18 protein-coding genes are annotated in these 16,647 nt (G+C 61.6%); 8 read left to right on the forward strand and 10 right to left on the reverse strand.

The genetic code is table 11. The features are described 5' to 3' along the window. From IBX54_RS00275 to IBX54_RS00290, 4 genes are all read left to right on the forward strand, one after another. A partial coding sequence (locus IBX54_RS00275; protein WP_296540660.1) for a DUF4148 domain-containing protein occupies positions 1-324 on the forward strand: 324 nt, incomplete at its 5' end. Positions 325-488: 164 nt separating this feature from the next. Beyond that, on the forward strand, positions 489-1,109 hold the full coding sequence (locus IBX54_RS00280; protein WP_296540661.1) for a sigma-70 family RNA polymerase sigma factor: 621 nt from the start codon (positions 489-491) through the stop codon (positions 1,107-1,109). Beyond that, positions 1,106-1,354: a zf-HC2 domain-containing protein gene (locus tag IBX54_RS00285; RefSeq protein WP_296540662.1), complete on the forward strand. Its 249-nt coding sequence runs from the start codon at positions 1,106-1,108 to the stop codon at positions 1,352-1,354. The genes IBX54_RS00280 and IBX54_RS00285 overlap by 4 nt, the downstream gene beginning before the upstream one ends. Positions 1,355-1,385: 31 nt before the next feature. Continuing rightward, a complete protein-coding gene (locus IBX54_RS00290; protein ID WP_296540663.1) occupies positions 1,386-2,813 on the forward strand; it encodes a patatin-like phospholipase family protein in 1,428 nt (475 codons plus the stop codon). Positions 2,814-2,863: 50 nt separating this feature from the next. Here the strand turns inward: IBX54_RS00290 and IBX54_RS00295 are convergent, their stop codons facing one another. The 3 genes from IBX54_RS00295 to merF form a co-directional block, all read right to left on the reverse strand. Next, on the reverse strand, positions 2,864-3,100 hold the full coding sequence (locus IBX54_RS00295) for an SHOCT domain-containing protein (protein WP_296540664.1): 237 nt from the start codon (positions 3,098-3,100) through the stop codon (positions 2,864-2,866). Between the two features lie 81 nt (positions 3,101-3,181). Next, positions 3,182-4,690, reverse strand: coding sequence for a mercury(II) reductase (gene merA / locus IBX54_RS00300; protein WP_367141792.1), 1,509 nt, complete (start codon positions 4,688-4,690; stop codon positions 3,182-3,184). Continuing rightward, complete coding sequence (merF, locus tag IBX54_RS00305) at positions 4,687-4,932, reverse strand: mercury resistance system transport protein MerF (RefSeq protein ID WP_296540665.1); 246 nt, start codon at positions 4,930-4,932, stop codon at positions 4,687-4,689. Before merF ends, merA begins: the two co-directional genes overlap by 4 nt. An 80-nt stretch (positions 4,933-5,012) precedes the next feature. Between merF and merR the strand changes: the two genes are divergently transcribed. Then, positions 5,013-5,474: an Hg(II)-responsive transcriptional regulator gene (gene merR / locus IBX54_RS00310; protein WP_296540666.1), complete on the forward strand. Its 462-nt coding sequence runs from the start codon at positions 5,013-5,015 to the stop codon at positions 5,472-5,474. 17 nt (positions 5,475-5,491) lie between these two features. Here the strand turns inward: merR and IBX54_RS00315 are convergent, their stop codons facing one another. From IBX54_RS00315 to mtnP, 7 genes are read right to left on the reverse strand one after another with little or no spacing between them, the layout of a single operon-like run. Continuing rightward, positions 5,492-6,334: a phosphate ABC transporter ATP-binding protein gene (locus tag IBX54_RS00315; RefSeq protein WP_296540667.1), complete on the reverse strand. Its 843-nt coding sequence runs from the start codon at positions 6,332-6,334 to the stop codon at positions 5,492-5,494. After that, positions 6,331-7,164 (reverse strand): phosphate ABC transporter permease PstA, encoded by an 834-nt coding sequence (pstA, locus tag IBX54_RS00320; RefSeq protein ID WP_296540668.1) that lies wholly within the window; start codon positions 7,162-7,164, stop codon positions 6,331-6,333. The genes IBX54_RS00315 and pstA overlap by 4 nt, the downstream gene beginning before the upstream one ends. After that, on the reverse strand, positions 7,157-8,011 hold the full coding sequence (gene pstC, locus IBX54_RS00325; protein ID WP_296540669.1) for a phosphate ABC transporter permease subunit PstC: 855 nt from the start codon (positions 8,009-8,011) through the stop codon (positions 7,157-7,159). Before pstC ends, pstA begins: the two co-directional genes overlap by 8 nt. After that, positions 7,992-8,813: a phosphate ABC transporter substrate-binding protein gene (locus tag IBX54_RS00330; protein ID WP_296540670.1), complete on the reverse strand. Its 822-nt coding sequence runs from the start codon at positions 8,811-8,813 to the stop codon at positions 7,992-7,994. Before IBX54_RS00330 ends, pstC begins: the two co-directional genes overlap by 20 nt. Before the next feature lie 14 nt (positions 8,814-8,827). Next, the gene (locus tag IBX54_RS00335; RefSeq protein ID WP_296540671.1) at positions 8,828-9,898 is read right to left on the reverse strand and encodes a methyltransferase domain-containing protein; all 1,071 of its coding nucleotides are present in this window, start codon (positions 9,896-9,898) and stop codon (positions 8,828-8,830) included. A gap of 37 nt (positions 9,899-9,935) precedes the next feature. After that, entirely contained in the window at positions 9,936-10,898 is a 963-nt protein-coding gene (arsS, locus tag IBX54_RS00340) for an arsenosugar biosynthesis radical SAM (seleno)protein ArsS (protein WP_296540672.1), read from the reverse strand. Positions 10,899-10,920: 22 nt separating this feature from the next. Next, the gene (gene mtnP / locus IBX54_RS00345) at positions 10,921-11,799 is read right to left on the reverse strand and encodes an S-methyl-5'-thioadenosine phosphorylase (protein ID WP_296540673.1); all 879 of its coding nucleotides are present in this window, start codon (positions 11,797-11,799) and stop codon (positions 10,921-10,923) included. 280 nt (positions 11,800-12,079) lie between these two features. Between mtnP and senA the strand changes: the two genes are divergently transcribed. The 3 genes from senA (at position 12,080) to selD (ending at position 16,640) form a co-directional block, all read left to right on the forward strand. Then, a complete protein-coding gene (gene senA / locus IBX54_RS00350; protein ID WP_296540674.1) occupies positions 12,080-13,276 on the forward strand; it encodes a selenoneine synthase SenA in 1,197 nt (398 codons plus the stop codon). A gap of 90 nt (positions 13,277-13,366) precedes the next feature. Further along, positions 13,367-14,356 (forward strand): selenoneine biosynthesis selenosugar synthase SenB, encoded by a 990-nt coding sequence (gene senB / locus IBX54_RS00355; RefSeq protein WP_296540675.1) that lies wholly within the window; start codon positions 13,367-13,369, stop codon positions 14,354-14,356. Next, a complete protein-coding gene (selD, locus tag IBX54_RS00360) occupies positions 14,343-16,640 on the forward strand; it encodes a selenide, water dikinase SelD (protein ID WP_296540676.1) in 2,298 nt (765 codons plus the stop codon). Before senB ends, selD begins: the two co-directional genes overlap by 14 nt. Positions 16,641-16,647 lie beyond the last annotated feature (7 nt).

The following is a 16,647-nucleotide window of genomic DNA, read 5'->3' on the forward strand; positions in this document are numbered from 1 at the left end:
GCAAACCCGAAAGGAAACATCATGAAAACCCTACTCATCGCCGCTGCATTGGTCGCCACGTCATTTACCGCCATGGCCGACCACCACGACTCTTTGATTCAGGAAGCGGCTTCCGGGCCCGGAAAAACGCGTGCCGAAGTTATCGCTGAGTTGAATGAGGCCAAGGCTGCTGGCTTGATTTACCTGACCGATTCTGAAATGCGGCATGCCGAGCGTCTGAGCCGCCAGCAAAGCACCTCCAACCTGACCAGGCACCAGGTTCGGCAGGAAGTGGTCGCGCTACGCCAGCAGGGCCTGCTCGACGTCCAGGGTGATCACCGTTGAAAACGGGGTGTTCCTTGCGGCGGGATCAGGTCTGACGCGTTCAGGCCTGATCAATTCCCCCGCGCTGATTCAGCAGGTGTAAGAAGCAGGCGCGTGCCACGACTACTTGTCAAAAATCTGCCATTTACCGATGTCGAATCTTCAAAGCTTCCAAGGTGCTTCCCATGAATCTCCAGACCGAATCCATTGCGCTGCCAGCCTCGGCCACGCATCCCGATGCCTCGGGTGCCTCTTGGGTCAGACTGCGGCAACGCCTGTTGCGCCATGCCCGCATGATGGTGTTTGAGCCTGCGCAGGCTGAAGACCTGGTGCAGGAATCGCTGGTTGCCGTGCTGGAAAAGCCCGAAGCCCATCGCGGCGAGGCCTCGCTCATGACCTGGGCCGTGGCCATCCTCAAGCATAAAATTGCCGATTGGTATCGATCTCCCCATCAGCGCCGACGCGCCTGGATTGAAAACGACGAAAGTGACGTTGAGACTGATCCAACCGAAGGTCTTTACGACGAGCAGGGCAGCTACAAGGAGGCTGTGCCGTCGTGGCAGCAGCCCGAAAAGCAGGAGACCCAGCGCCAAATGATGTCTGTCATGGATGCCTGTCTGAAGCGCCTGCCAAACCAGACGGGGCGGGTCTTCATGATGCGCGAGTGGCTGGGTTTCGAGACATCAGAAATTTGTGAGCGTTTGGGCCTGAGCGCTGAAAACTGCCGCATGATCCTGCATCGGGCGCGTATGGGTCTGCGCCAATGCATGACAAGCCAGGGACACCTTACCGGGAGTATTCAATGACCCTTCTTCATTCTTGTAAAAAAGCCGCCGAACTGCTTTCCCAGTCGCTCGACGAACCCCTCGACATGGTTGACAAGTTGCGTTTGCGCATGCACCTGAGCATGTGTGGCGATTGCCGCAACGTGCAGCAACAGCTCAACATGATCCACAAAATGGGGGGTGAACTTGGCACGCTGGACCTCTGCGACGACGAGCAAAGCCAAAACCCCAATTTTGGGGGGCAAGTCGGTATGGGCCCTTACTGACGTGCAACCCGACCAGTGGCCCCCAAGCTTGATGGCGCTATGGCCAGTTGCCCTGATCCTCGCGTCGGGTCGGCAGTTGGCTCGGTGTGCCGCATGGGTGCTGCTCGCGGTCACGATCACGGGTTGCGCCACGCGGCCTTACAACGCGCCGCTGGATCACGCCGACCCGGCCACTGCCTACACATTTCTCAACCGTCTGCCGCATAACTCGCCAAAGCTCTTTGTGGTTTTGTCGTTTTCCGGTGGTGGCATGCGCGCTGCGGCCTTCACGCAAGGGGTTCTGGAGAAGCTTGCCAATACGCAGATATGGGTTGATGGTGAATCTCGCAGGCTGCTTGACGAAGTCGATGTCATCACGGCGGTATCGGGTGGCAGTTTCACGGCAGCCTACTATGGCTTGTTTGGCGATCGGGTGTTCACGGACTTTGCGCAGGAATTTCTGTACCGGGACATTCAGGGCGAGATGATGACCGAGGTCTTTTCGCCGCTGCAATTGCTGAAAATTTCGGCACCTCATTACAGCCGTACTGACGCGGTGGCAGACTACCTTGACCGCAAATTGTTCAAGGGCAAAACCTTCGCCGACCTGGCCAGCGACGGCCAGGCACCCTACATCATCCTCAACGCGGCTGACCTGAACACGGGAACCACTTTTTCCTTCACGCAGATACAGTTTGATTACCTGTGTTCCGATCTGGCGAAATTTCCGGTGGCCCGCGCCGTGATGGCCTCGGCGGCGGTGCCCTTTGTGTTTACGCCGCTGGTGCTGCGCAATCATCCCGGCGATTGCCCGCAACGACACCCCGACTGGGTCACGCAGGCGCTGGCTGAGCGCAACCCGGCAGATCGCAGGTTTCACGCCGCCACCGCGCTGGCGAGTTATGGGTCGCCGCAGCAAGTTCCCTATGTCCAGCTCGTTGACGGCGGCATCGTTGACAACCTCGGCGTGCGTGGCAGCATCATGAGCGAGGTCAACCACCACGGTCGTGTGATCGAAATGGCAGGTGCTTTTTCGCATCAGGCGATGGCACAGGTCGAACATGTGCTGGTGATCGCATCCAACACCCAGGCCTTGTCGGGTCGCGACTGGTTGCGCTCGGAGGAGGGGCCGGGTTTGGTGGAGACGGCAGAGGCGCTCGCCGACGCCACCAACAACCTGCTCAATGCCGAGACGACCTTGCTGGCCCAGCAAAATTTTGACATGTGGGCTCACTTCATCAATCTGGGCCGATGCCCGACCTGCCCCAACGTCAGTATCGATTTTTCCGTGCTCAGCTTTGACAAGCTGGCCGATGCACAAGAGCGCCAGCGCTTCAGCACCATGCCAACAACATTTCGTCTCGACCGCGAAACCGTCGATGCCCTGCGAATCCTGCCCGCCAGAATGCTGGATGAGTCGCCAGAGTTTGATGCTTTTCTTCGGCGATTGAATCCGCAAAGCCACAATTTGGACCAATAATCTGCGCGTTGCAGGTCAGGGCTTTTACTGCTTTCATTTTTTTGCGGTCATCAGCCCTCGATGTCCTGTTTCATTTTCTCGAAGCTTGCGCTGTCGATCTCGCCACGCGCGTAACGTTTCTTCAAGACATCAAGCGGCGCTTCAGGCGGGCAGGTTTGCCCTTGTCCAGGACGCCCGATCAACCACCGAGCGACCAACACGATGCCGGCAATAACCACTACCCAGAAAAGAAGCCATAGCAGCCACATGCCGCCCATCATTCCACTGCCTTGCATGCTGTTCATCATGGTTGTATCTCCTGTTGACGAATTGGCCTGTGCGGTAGGCCATTGCCAGATCGAAGGGTGCAGCCGCCTCTGCGCCCCGGGTTAACCGGCACAACAGGACAACTGCTTGATGTCCTTGGTGAAGGTTTGCGCTGCGAGCTTCAGTCCTTCGACCATCGTCAGGTAAGGAAAGAGCTGGTCGGCCAATTCCTGCACCGTCATGCGGTTGCGAATGGCCAGCACTGCGGTCTGGATCAACTCGCCCGCATCGGGGGCCACCGCCTGCACGCCAATGAGCCGCCCACTGCTTTTCTCGACGACCAATTTGATAAAACCGCGCGTGTCGAAGTTTGCGAGCGCACGCGGCACGTTGTCAAGTGTGAGCAACCGACTGTCGGTGTCGATGCCCTTCAAGTGCGCCGTGGCCTCCGATTCTCCTGCGGTGGCGACTTGCGGGTCAGTGAACACCACGGCGGGCATGGCCGTCAGGTCCAGCCGCGCCTCGCCCCCGGTCATGTTGATGGCCGCGCGTGTGCCTGCGGCGGCGGCCACATAGACAAACTGCGGCTGGTCGGTGCAGTCGCCGGCGGCAAAAATGTGGGAGATGTTGGTCTGCATCGTCTCGTTGATTTGAATCGCCCCCTGTGCGGTGGTGGTGATACCTGCAACGGACAGATTCAGAGCGCTGGTGTTGGGCGTGCGCCCGGTGGCCACCAGCAACTTGTCGGCGTGCAACGCGCCGCTGGCCGTGGTGAGCACAAATTCGTCGTTGTCATAACGCACCTGGCTCGCCTGCGTGTGCTCCAGCACCGTGATGCCTTCCGCCCTGAAGGCGGCGGTCAAGGCCTCGCCGATGGCCGGGTCATCACGGTAAGCCAGCGTGTGGCGCGCCAGCACGGTGACCTGGCTACCCAGGCGGGCAAAAGCCTGCGCCAGTTCCAGCGCCACCACAGAGGAGCCGATGACCGCCAGCCGAGTTGGAATTGCGTCGCACACCAGTGCCTCGGTCGATGTCCAGAACGGTGTCTCATTCAAGCCTGGAGTGGCTGGCACCGCAGCATTGGCCCCGGTGGCAATCAGGCAGCGGTCAAACGCCAAGGCTTGCTCAGCCCCATCATTCAAACGCACCAACAGGCTGTGGCTGTCATGAAAGCGCGCTGTGCCGTGCAGCACCGTGATGGCCGCATTGCCTTGCAGAATGCCCTCGTATTTGGCGTGGCGAAGCGCATCGACACGCGCTTGCTGCTGGGCCAGCAAGGCAGGCCGGTTGATGTGCGATGTGGGTGCGCTGATGCCGCCGTCAAACGGACTGCTCTGGCGCAGATGCGCAATGTGCGCGGCGCGAATGAAAATTTTGGATGGCACACAACCCACGTTGACGCATGTGCCGCCGATGGTGCCGCGCTCGATCAGCGTCACGCGCGCACCGCGTTCCACCGCCTTGAGCGCCGCCGCCATGGCCGCGCCACCGCTGCCGATGATGGCGATGTGCAGGCCAGTATCGCCCGGTGCCTGGTGCGGGTTGTTGGCACCAGGCGCGGCACAGCTTGTGCAAGTGTTGCCCTGTTTCATGTTGTTGTCATGTGTCATGTTGTTGTGTGATGCTGTCATTTTTTGAGGCCTGAAGTAGTGGCAGTGCAGCAAGCGTCCATCTTTTGTTTGCGGCGCACGGCATAAATGGTCAGACCGATGAACACCACGAGCGTGGGCAGCAGCACGTAGTCCAGATAGCCGGTCAGGGCGGACAAGCCGAGCACGCCGAGCAGAACAACCAGAATGGGCGTGAAGCAGCACAGCGCTATCAGCACGGTGCCGATGATGCCGGCGCGCAGCAGTGTGTCGGGGTTTTTCATGAGAGGGTCTCCGTTTGACGCATATGAAGTGAATGTCAGCGTAAGATAAGTCCGTAGTCAAGTACGGAGTCAAGCACTTTATGGAAAATAAGTTTGAACGCCAGAAAAACAGTCTCACCATTGGTGCCTTTGCCAAAGCCGCCGGGGTCAATGTGGAGACCATCCGCTTCTACCAGCGCAAGGGCTTGCTTTCGGAGCCCGACAAGCCGTTGGGAAGCATTCGTCGCTATGGCGGCCATGATGTGGCGCGGATCAAGTTCGTGAAGTCTGCGCAACAGCTTGGGTTCAGTCTTGAGGAAATTGCTGAATTGCTGCGGCTGCAAGACGGCACGCAATGCAGCGAGGCGCGCACGCTGGCGCAGCACAAACTCATCGGTATACGGCAAAAATTGGCAGACCTGACGCGCATGGAAGCCGCCCTGAACGGCCTGGTTGAACAATGCTGCGGCACCGTTGGCAATGTGGCCTGCCCATTGATCTCGGCGTTGCACAGCGGCGCAGGCGCAGGTGCCTCAACTTGCCCAAAGCCGCCCGCAGCCTGACAGCGTCAGCGCCTTCTTTACCCTGCCGCTCCCGTGACGTAGGCCTGCGTCAGCACACTTCGCGGTGCATCGAACAGCTCGATGCATTGGCCAAATTCAACCAACTTGCCGACGCGCTCGGTCATCCAGAAAAAAGCGGCGTAGTTGGCGATGCGCCGGGCTTGCGCCAGATTGTGGGTCACGATGACGACCGTCAGGCGGCCGCGCAAGCGCCCGATCAGTTCTTCGACCACCCTTGAGGAGATCGGGTCGAGCGCACTGCAGGGCTCGTCCATCAGCAACACTTCGGGCTCCAGCACCAGCGCGCGGGCAATGCACAGGCGCTGCTGCTGTCCACCCGAGAGCGCCAGTGCCGGACTGTCCAGGCGGTCGCTGACTTCGGCCCACAGCCCGACTTCTTTCAACACGGCTTCGATCTTGTTGGCCAGCAGGGCGCGGTTGCGAGTGCCATGCTCGCGCAAGGGCAGCTCCAGATTGCGCCGGATTGACAGCGGAAACGGGTTGGGTTTCTGAAAAATCATGCCCACGCGTCGGCGCAAAGCCAGCAGGTCGGTCTGCGGGTGCAGCACGTCCAGGCCAGCGATGTCCACTTTGCCCTTGACGGTTGCGCCCGGTATCAGGTCGGTCAGACGGTTCAGGGCCGACAGAAAACTGGTCTTGCCGCAGCCGGATGGGCCGATCAAGGCCGTGATACAGCCTTTATAAATGTCCAGCGACACGCCCTCGAGCACGGTGTTGCCGCCATAGCCCACTGTGAGATTGGCGATGCGAACATGCGGCACCGGCTCGCAGCATGGCGGGCCCGATTTGACATCGCCGAGCGTGTACGGAATACAGGAGGTGGAGATTTTTGAGGTCATGATAGTGTGACTTTTCTGGCCAGCCAGCGATCAGACAACGCCAATGCGCCGGTGTTGACGGCGACGATGAGCACGATCAGCACCAGTGCCGAGGCATAGGCCGCCTGGTCGCCACCAGTCACATTCATGCTGAGGTCATAAATGTGGACGGCCAGCGCCCGCCCCGAGTCCAGCAGCGATGTCGGCATGCGGTCCACATAGCCGCTGGTGAAAATCAGCGCTGCCGTTTCGGCCGTGGCGCGGCCGACGCCAAGCATGAGGCCAGCGACGATGGTCGGCGCGGCCGTGGGCAGCAGCACGTGCCACAACACACTGGCCCGCGACATGCCCAGCGCCGCGGCGTTGCGGCGCCAGTCATCGGACACCGCGGAGAGACCGGCTTCGCTGGTGCGGATGAAGATCGGCAAAATCATGCAGGCCAGCGTCAAGCCACCTGAAACAATGGAAAAGCCAAGCCCAAGATAAACGCTGAAAAACGCGTTGCCAAACAAGCCGAAAACGATCGAGGGCACACCGGCAAGCACGTCCAGACTCAGGCGCACAGACTCGCCCATGGTGCTATCGCGCCGGGTGTATTCGGTTAGCCACACGGCGCTCAAAAGCCCAAGGGGAACAGCGGCCACGAGCGCGACCGTCAGGATCAACAAGGTGGAGACGAGGATGGCGGCAATGCCGCCGGAGCGGCCCGAGTCGGCAGTGTCAGACAACAGAAACGACCAGGACAGGTGCGGCGCCCCCTGCCATATCAAGTCAGTCAGCAGCCACAGAAACAGCCCGGCAATGATGCCGGCACCCAGCCAGACCGTGGCGGTGAAGACGCGCTCAGACATGCTGGCCGCCACGGTTCGCACGAATTGCCAGCCATGCCAGCAGCATCACCACCAGCGTGAGTAACAGCCCGGAAGCAAACAGCCCGGCCCGGTGCGCGCCGGTGGCGTAAGCCATTTCCAGCGCGATGTTGGCCGTGAGCACGCGAACCGGGTCAAACAGCCCACCCGGGTATTGCACCACGTTGCCCGCGACCATCAGTACGGCCATGGTTTCGCCGAGTGCGCGCGCGCTGGCCAGAAGCGCCCCGTTGATGATGCCGCCACGGGCGGCCGGCAACATCACCCGCAAAATCGTGCCCGGTCGGGTTAGCCCCAATGCGGCCGCGCCATGCAGCAGGCTCTTGGGCACTGCGGCAAGTGCCGACGCACTGGTCAGGGCCACAGTCGGCAGAATCATCAGGGTCAGAATCAAAATGGCCGCCAGCAGACTGGCACCGGGCGGTTGCCAGCGCGCGATCAGCGGCACCAGCACCGTCAGACCCCACAGCCCGAACACCACCGACGGAATGCCCGCCAGCAGCGCAACGATCATGCGGTAGAGGCGGGCGAGCGCGGGCGGCGCCAAAAAATGCAGAAAAATCGCGCTGATGATGCCAAGCGGCCCCGCCAGCAGCAGCGCGCCCATGGCCGCAGCCAGCGATGCTGCCACCATGGGCAGCATGCCAAACTGGCCTTCCAGCGGATACCAGCCAGCATCAAGGAAAAAACCCATGAACGCGTGGCTGCTCAGCAGCGGTGCCGATTCGCGTAGCAAAAAGACCAGCACCAGCAGCAGGATCAGGCCGGCCGCTGCAGCGGCAACACCCAGAGCAGGGGCCAGCCAGCGATCAGTGGTCCAGCGGGACAAAGTATTGGCCCTCAACCAAGTCATTGATATCGGCAGACGTGGCGAAGTCAATAAAGCGTTTGCTCAGTCCGGTGGGCACGCCGCGGGTCACCAGATTGAGCGGGCGCGCCAGCGGGAATTTGCCGTTTTTCACGTTGGCCACCGTGGCGGCAACGCCGCGCAAGGCAATCAGCTTGATCGGGGTGCCATGTTGCTCTTCGTACTCGGCGGTGCCGATGGACACATAGCCGATGGCGCCGGGGTTGGCTGCCACGCTTTTGATGCCTTGCTGGTTGTCGCCAATCACCACTTGCGGCCTGATCTGGCTGTTTTTCAGCCCGGTGTAGTGCAGGAACAGCTCCAGCGTGGAGCGGCCTTCGGCCTTGTTCACCACGGTGATTGCCAGGTCACTGCCGCCAACGTCTTTCCAGTTGGTGATCTGGCCCTGGTAAATCGCCTTGATCTGCGCATCAGAGAGCACGTTGATTACATTGTTTTTGTGCAGGATGATGCCCACACCATCCATTGCGATTTTGTGCGGCAGCAGGTCTTTTTCATTGTCCCTGAGGCTGCGCGAGGCCATGCCGATGTCGGCCAGGCCGCTGCGTGCATCGGCAACGCCGCGCGACGAGCCGCCAGTTTGCACGTCGATGCGCACGCCGGGGTTCTGTTGCTCAAAACGTTTGGCGACCTCGGCCGCCAGCGGCGCGATGGTGCTCGACCCGGTGATGACCAGCCGGTCGGTGGCCGCATGGGAGGTGAGCGCAAACAGCAGCAAAGCCGACGCGCCCGCGATGCGAACGAGGGCTTGAAGGGTACGCATGATGTGTCTTTTTTTTAGCAGCAAGCCGCCAGTCCGCAGACACCCGAGCTATTTTCAGAACTCGCGCCAAATGGCAGACCGCTGCCGCAGCCGTCGAAAATGCCGTAATGCGTGTCGAAATTGCCGATGAAACTGAAGTGCGGCGCAAAACGCGTGTCGTGCAGCATGTGCCAGGTGTTGCCGCAGACCGCAAACACCTTGCCGGTTTGCATGTCGTGGTGCTTGTCGAGCACAAAACGGTTGGGGTGATCAGTGATGCTGCCTTGGTAAATCACGGCCTGGCCGTAGTCTTCGCAGGCCGTCTCCAGCGCTGCCAGTTTGAACAGCCGGTAGGTGGCCGAGAAAAAGCGCAGGCGGCCGGTGCGCGCGGCGAGCTTGGGGTCGGTCACCTCCAGTGGGCGGTCTTCGAGCAAGCGCGGGTCGGCAAAGCCGTGGCGCCGGGCCAGCTCGATAAAGTCGTTCCAGTAAAGCGCGCCACCGAGGCACTCGCCATACAAAACCGGGTCGTTGCGCACGGCCGCTGGCACGCGGCGGTCGGCATACACATCCGAGAAATAGAACTCGCCACCCGATTTGAGCAGGCGCTGCACCCCGGCCAGCACCGCATCTTTGTCAGGCGAGAGGTTGACCACGCAGTTGGACACGATCACGTCGAAGCTGGCGGGCTCCAGCCCCAGCTCATCGAGCCGCTCGATGTAGCCGTGCAGAAACCTGGTGTTGCTGTAGCCAAACACCTCGCTGTGGTGGGCCTGGTGGGCGCGCGCCACCGCCAGTTGCTCATCGGTCATATCCACGCCGACCACTTCACCTGTGGGCCCGACCAGTTGCGCCAGCGCATAAACGTCGCGCCCCGAGCCGCAACCCAGATCGAGCACGCGGCAGCCCTCGAGCAGCGGCGGACACACCAGGCCGCAGCCGTAGTAGCGCGACAACACCTCGGGGTGCACGCGCGCGAGCAGCGGCTTGAGCCACTCGGGCATGGCGCTGGCATCGCAGCAGGCACTGGTTTTGAGGTCGGCGGTGCCTTGCAATTCTTGGCCGTAGTAGTTTTGAACGAGGTTATGGGTGCTGGTGTGGGCGTTCATGAATGGTCTTTCAGGATTGAAGGGGTACAAAATAAAGTCAGTGCTCCAGCGCACCGCCGCAACTGCTGCCCTGGCCCGCGGTACAGCCAAAGCAGTGGCCGGCCACGCGAATAGGCTGCTCGTCCAGACCGGTTTTGAGCAGATCGCGCAGGTGGCGCTTGAGCCCCGAGGTGCCAAGCGGCAGCCCAAGCTGCTGGTTGAAGTCGCAATCGGACAGCCAGCCCTGCCAGTCCACACTGACCGTGCTGCGGCACATCACGCCGGGCAGGTTGTGCGCCTGAAAACTGTCTTTGAGCAAATCCATGTAGGCGTCAAACGTGCCTTTGGACACCAGCGTCGAACCGAAGCGCTGGATCGGCATGTTGGTCAGCGCATACAGCTCGTTGAAGACGATGCCGAAATGTTTGCGTAGCTCGCGTTTGTAATCACCTTGCAACGTGATCTGGTCGGGTGGCAGCGACGCGCCTTGCGGGTTATAGACCAGGTTCAGCAGCAAACCTGAGCCTTCCTGGCCATAACCCAGGGTATTGAGTTTTTGCAAGGCGGCGATGCTCAGGTCAAACACGCCGTCGCCACGCTGCTTGTCCACATTGGTCGCCAAATAGCAGGGCATGGAAGCCACCACTTCGACGCGTTGGTCAGCCAGAAATTCTGCCAGTCCTTCTTGCCCGGGTTCGAACAGAATGGTCAGATTGCAGCGGTCGATCACGCGCACATCCATGGCGCGTGCCGTGCGCACCAAATCGCGAAAACCTTCGTGCAACTCGGGCGCGCCGCCGGTCAGGTCGAGCGTGCCGATCTCGCGCGCGGCCAGCACCTGCGGGATCAGCGCCATGGTGGTCTCGTCCATCATTTCGGTGCGGTTCGGGCCGGCGTTGACGTGGCAATGCACGCAGCTCTGGTTGCACTTGTAGCCGAGGTTGACTTGCAAGGTGTCGAGGTGGGCGCGGTGAATGCTCGGAAAGCGGGTTTTTTCCAACAGGGGGAGGGTATCGTGCATAAGACTATGTTGCTATTGAGAATCAGTTCAAAAATACGGCCAGACGTTCGCGCACCTCGGGCGCCATGGCGTCGGGCTGGGTGACCAGTGCATTGCTTAGCGCCGTGTGCGCCTCGCTTGCGGGTTGCTCTGTGCCCAGCAAACGAACCGCCTCGGCCACGATTTGCTGCGCCCGACCGGCGTTTTTGAGCAGGTTGGCCAGCGCCATGTTGGCGTTGACATGGGCTTCGCGCGGATGCCAGCAATCGTAGTCGGTCACCATGGCCAGTGTGGTGTAAGCGATTTGCGCTTCGCGCGCCAGTTTCGCCTCGGGCATGTTGGTCATGCCGATCACGCCCGCACCCATGCTGCGGTACCAGCTGGACTCGGCCAGGCTGGAAAATTGCGGGCCCTCGATGCAGACGTAGCTGCCGCCCGGGTGCAACGCCACGCCGTCAGCGTTGGCATCGCGCGCGAGCACGTTACGCACCGCGCGCGCCAGCACGTCTGCCGTCAGCGGGCACACCGGTTGCGCCATTGACACATGGGCCACGGCACCGCGGCCAAAAAAGCTGCTCTCACGGTGTTTGGTCAGGTCGATGAACTGGTCGGGCAACACCATATCGAGCGGCTTGAAGTCTTCCCGCAATGAGCCCACGGCCGATACCGACAACAGGTAACGCACGCCCAGTTGCTTCATGGCGTGAATGTTGGCGCGGTAGGGCACTTCGCCGGGCAGCAAGCGGTGGCCACGGCCATGCCGGGCCAAAAAAACCACCGGCACATCGTGCACACGCCCCGTGACCAGCATGTCGGAGGGGGCGCCAAACGGCGTGTGCATTACGCGTTCCTGCGCATCTTGCAGGGCATCCATCTGATAGAGGCCACTGCCCCCGATGACGCCAATCAGTGGTTGATTCATTCTTGAGAAGCTCCTGTCAAACCAAAATTAATTAATTAGCCGCTAAATGGTCAGGCAACACTGGCCTGTTGATACGGGTCTTTTTGCGGGCATGTCAACCACCTTTTTACAGGCATTGGTCGCAGGCTTGAGTGATTTCTTACAGTCGCCCCACGCTTAAACGCATTCGGCAGAAAAGTCTTCTTGCACCTGCGAAATAGCCAGCTTCAAAAAATCAGATGGCATGATCACAATAGAGCCGTGAAACTGACCAACCCCGTACTCTACAGGAGCAACTTGTATGTTTGAAGCGCGCCAACTCTTTGGTGTCGAACTGGCCGCAGCCCTGCGTGAGAGTCGCCAGCGCACCCTGTTGCTGGTGAATGATTTGAGCCCCGCGCAGTGGAGCCCGCCGCGGCAGATTGGCATCAACCCGGTGGCGTGGGAGCTGGCGCATATCGCCTGGTTTGCCGAGTTCTGGATATTGCGCGGCCCCCATCATTGCGATGCCCAGGGCCAGTTGCACGCGGCGCAGCCAGCGTGCTTTGTCGGGCCCGACGCCTTGTTTGACTCGGCACGGCTGGCGCACACCCGGCGCTGGGCAGAGGCCATGCCAACGCGCGCTGAACTGGCGCCGATGCTTGTCCGTCAGTTGGAGGCCTGCATCGCAGCGCTGGCGCTTGGCGCGCCAGAGCCCAGCAATGCCGAGCCGGATCCGTTGTACTTCCATCGGCTGGCACTGTTTCATGAAGATATGCACGGTGAAGCCTTTTGCTGGATGCGCTCGGCACTGTGTTACCCCGCGCCTGTTGGCGTGGCCGTGCCCCATTTGCCTGAGGGCGAGCCGCTGGCCGTGCCGGGCACCGAGGCCTGCATTGGCTGGCGCGACGCGCAGCCAGGCTTTGCCTTCGACAATGAACGCCCCGCCATGAGCGTGCGATTGGCTGATTACGAGATCGACAGCACGCCCCTGTCCGCTGGCGAGTTTGTCCGCTTCGTCGAGGCCGGGGGCTACGACACCGCAGCGTACTGGCCGCTGGAGGCCGGCGTATGGCGCAAGCAGTCGGCCTGCTCACACCCGCAGCGTTGGCGCCGCGGCCCTGGCGGCGACTGGCAGATGCGCTGGTTCGACCAATGGCTGCCACTCGACAGCGCGGCACCGGCCATGCATCTGAACGCCTTCGAAGCGCAGGCCTATTGCCTGTGGGCCGGGCGGCGTCTGCCCAGCGCCAGCGAGTGGGAATATGCAGCCACCTCGCAACCCGGCTTTCAGTGGGGCCACAGCGTGTGGGAGTGGACATCGAGCGCCTTCGCGCCTTATCCGGGCTTTACAGCTGGCCCTTACCACGCCTACTCGCAGCCCTGGTTTGGCAACCACCGTGAACTGCGTGGCGGCGCATTTGCCAGCCACGCCCGCATGCACCATCCGCGTTACCGCAATTTTTTTGAGCCGCACCGCACCGATGTTTTTGCGGGTTTTCGAACGGTGGCGCTATGAGTTCGATTGAGCGCATGACAAGTGTAATTTTTTGACCGTTAAACAACGACTTATGCAATCAGCCCTCCAGCCCACGATCCTATTTTTCACATGAACATCCCACGCGTGCTGATCATCAGCCCCGCTGCAGCCGATGCCAACAATGGCAATTGGCAAACCGCGTGGCGCTGGTCGCAAATGTTGCGCCCGGCCTTTGATGTCACGATTGCCCAAGCCTGGAATGGCTCGCCGTTTGACGTGATGTTGGCTCTGCACGCGCGGCGCAGTGCCGAATCCATTGCGCGCTGGGCAAGGGCCAAGGGTGCAATGGAAGATGCTGAGGGTCTGGGCGTGGTGCTGACTGGCACGGACTTGTACCGCGATATCCAGTCTGACGCTTCGGCGCAAGCCTCTTTGCGTTATGCGAACCAGTTGGTGGTGCTGCAGGAATGCGGTGCAGAGGCACTGCCGGTGGCGTTGCGCGCCAAGACGCGGGTGATTTTTCAATCCACGGCAACACAAGATGTGCTGCTTAAGTCCACCGAGCAGCTGAGGGTGCTGATGGTGGGGCATTTGCGCGACGAAAAATTGCCACAAACCCTGTTTGAAGCGGCCCGTCTGCTCAAGGGGCAATCCGACATTTTGATCAATCACATTGGTGATGCGCTGGACCCCGCGTTGGGCGCACAGGCCCGCGCCTGCATGTTGGAGTGCCCGAATTACCGCTGGCTGGGTGGCATGGCGCATGCCGACACGCTGCAAAAAATCGCCCAAGCGCATGTGCTGGTGCACACCAGCCGCATGGAGGGCGGCGCGCATGTGATTCTGGAGGCGGTGTGCAGCGGCACGCCGGTGCTGGCATCAAACATACCCGGCAATGTGGGTATGCTGGGGGCAGGCTACGCCGGTTATTTTGCGCTGGGCGACGCAGCCGAACTGGCAAACTTGCTGCTACGCTGTCGCGCATCCATGCATGATGCCAGTGGACTTTATGCCCGGCTGTGCGGGCAGTGCACATTTCGCGCTCCCCTGTTTTCACCTACCACCGAGCAAGCCGCAGTGCTTGCTCTGGCCCAAAATTTATTACATGCAGACACCTGAACAACCCATTCTCAGAGACATCGTGCTGGTCGGCGGCGGCCACAGCCATGTGGGGGTCATCAAAAGCTTTGGCATGCAACCGATTCCCGGTGTGCGCCTGACCGTTATTTGCACCGACATGCACACGCCTTACTCGGGCATGTTGCCGGGCTACGTGGCGGGGCATTACGACTATGACGAGGTGCACATCGACCTCAGCCGCCTGGCGGTGTTTGCCGGCGCGCGCCTGTACCGCGACGAGGTGATCGGGCTGGACCGCGCCAACCGCAAGGTGCTGTGCCGCAACCGCCCGCCGGTGCCCTACGACGTGTTGTCCATCAACACCGGCTCCACGCCGCAACTCCACAACGTGCCGGGTGCGGCAGACAACGCCATTGCGGTCAAACCCATCACCCGGTTCAATGCGCGCTGGCTGGCTCTGCTAAACCGCGTGCAGCATCACCCCGGCACCACCACCGTGGCGGTGGTGGGCGCGGGCGCGGGCGGTGTTGAACTGCTGCTGGCCATGCAATACCGCCTGCGCCAGGAACTGCGCACGTTGGGCCGCAACCCGGATGAACTGGTGTTTCACCTGTTCACCAACAACGCCAATATCCTGCCCACCCACAACGCCCGCGTGCGGCGCACATTTGATGCGGTGCTGGCAGCGCGCGGCGTGCAGGTGCACCGCCATGCGGCCGTCACACAGGTCAGTCCAGGCAGGCTGCAAACATCCACCGGCCAGACGATAGATGCCGACGAGATCGTTTGGGTCACCCGCGCGGGGGGAGCAGCCTGGCTGAAAGACACCGGCCTGGCGCTGGATGCAAATGGCTTCATCCAGGTCACCGACACCTTGCAGACCGTGACCGATCCCGGCATTTTTGCCGCCGGCGACATTGCCAGCATGGTGAACCACCCACTGGAGAAGGCCGGTGTGTTTGCCGTGCGCCAGGGGCCGCCGCTGGCGCATAACCTGCGCCTGAGCGTGCAGGGCGCGCCGCTCAAACCCTATCACCCGCAGCGCAGCTGGCTGGCGCTCATCAGCACCGGCGACAGGTACGCGGTGGCCTCGCGCGGCTGGCTCGGCTTTTCCGGGGCCTGGGTGTGGCGCTGGAAAGACTGGATCGACCGGGGTTTCATGCGCAAGTTTCAAGACCTCGCGCCCATGGAGGCCCGTGCCACGCCCGCGCAGGTGGCTCCGGGTGGTGCACCCGGCACCGTGCAACTCACCTCCGAAGAATCCTTGCAGGCCATCTCAGCCATTGCCATGCGCTGCGGAGGCTGCGGCGCCAAGGTCGGAGCCACGGTGCTGTCGCGCGCCCTGAGCCAGTTGCACCCGGTGCCGCGCGACGACGTGCTCATCGGCCTGGCCGACCCCGACGACGCTGCCGTGGTGCGGGTGCCACCCGGCAAGGCGATGGTGCATTCGGTGGACTTCTTTCGTTCTTTCATTGACGACCCCTACCTGTTTGGCAAAGTTGCTGCCAACCACGCGCTGGGCGACATTTGGGCCATGGGCGCGCAGGCGCAATCGGCCACGGCCATCGCCACTGTGCCCGCAGGGCTGGAGAGCAAGGTGGAAGACGTGCTGTTCCAGATGATGACCGGCGCGCTGGAGGTGCTCAACGATGCCAACTGCGCCCTGGTGGGGGGGCACACCGGCGAGGGCCGGGAGCTGGCGCTGGGTTTTGCCATCAATGGCCTGATCGACGACGACCCGGCGCAAATCTTGCGCAAGAACGGCATGCACCCGGGCGATGTGCTGATTCTCACCAAGCCGATTGGCACCGGCACCCTGTTTGCCGCGCATGCCCGCCTGGCCGCCAAGGGCCGCTGGATTGACGCAGCACTGCAATCGATGGTGGTCTCCAACCAAAAGGGAGCCCAAACCCTGCGCCAATTCGGCGCCACCGCGTGCACCGACCTGACCGGCTTTGGCCTGCTGGGCCATCTGGTGGAAATGACGCGCCCTTCAGGCGTGGATGCGGAACTTGATCTGGGCGCACTGCCCCTGCTGGATGGCGCGCAGGAATGCGTGGGGAAAGGCATCGTCAGCTCTTTGCAAAGTGCCAACGTGCGCCTGCGCCGTGCCCTGAGCAACCAGCAGGCGATGGTGAGCCACCCGCGTTACCCGCTGCTTTTTGACCCGCAAACCGCAGGTGGCTTACTGGCCAGCGTGCCGGCGGACCGTGCCGATGCCTGCATTGCCGCGCTACGGGCGCAGGGCTACGTCCACACTGTGGCGATTGGTCGCATCCTTGCGCAAGGCGACGCGCTGGCGTCGATCACGCTGCGCGGCTGACAGCGCC

Source organism: Rhodoferax sp., assembly GCF_014859475.1.
Classification (GTDB): Bacteria; Pseudomonadota; Gammaproteobacteria; order Burkholderiales; family Burkholderiaceae_C; genus Rhodoferax.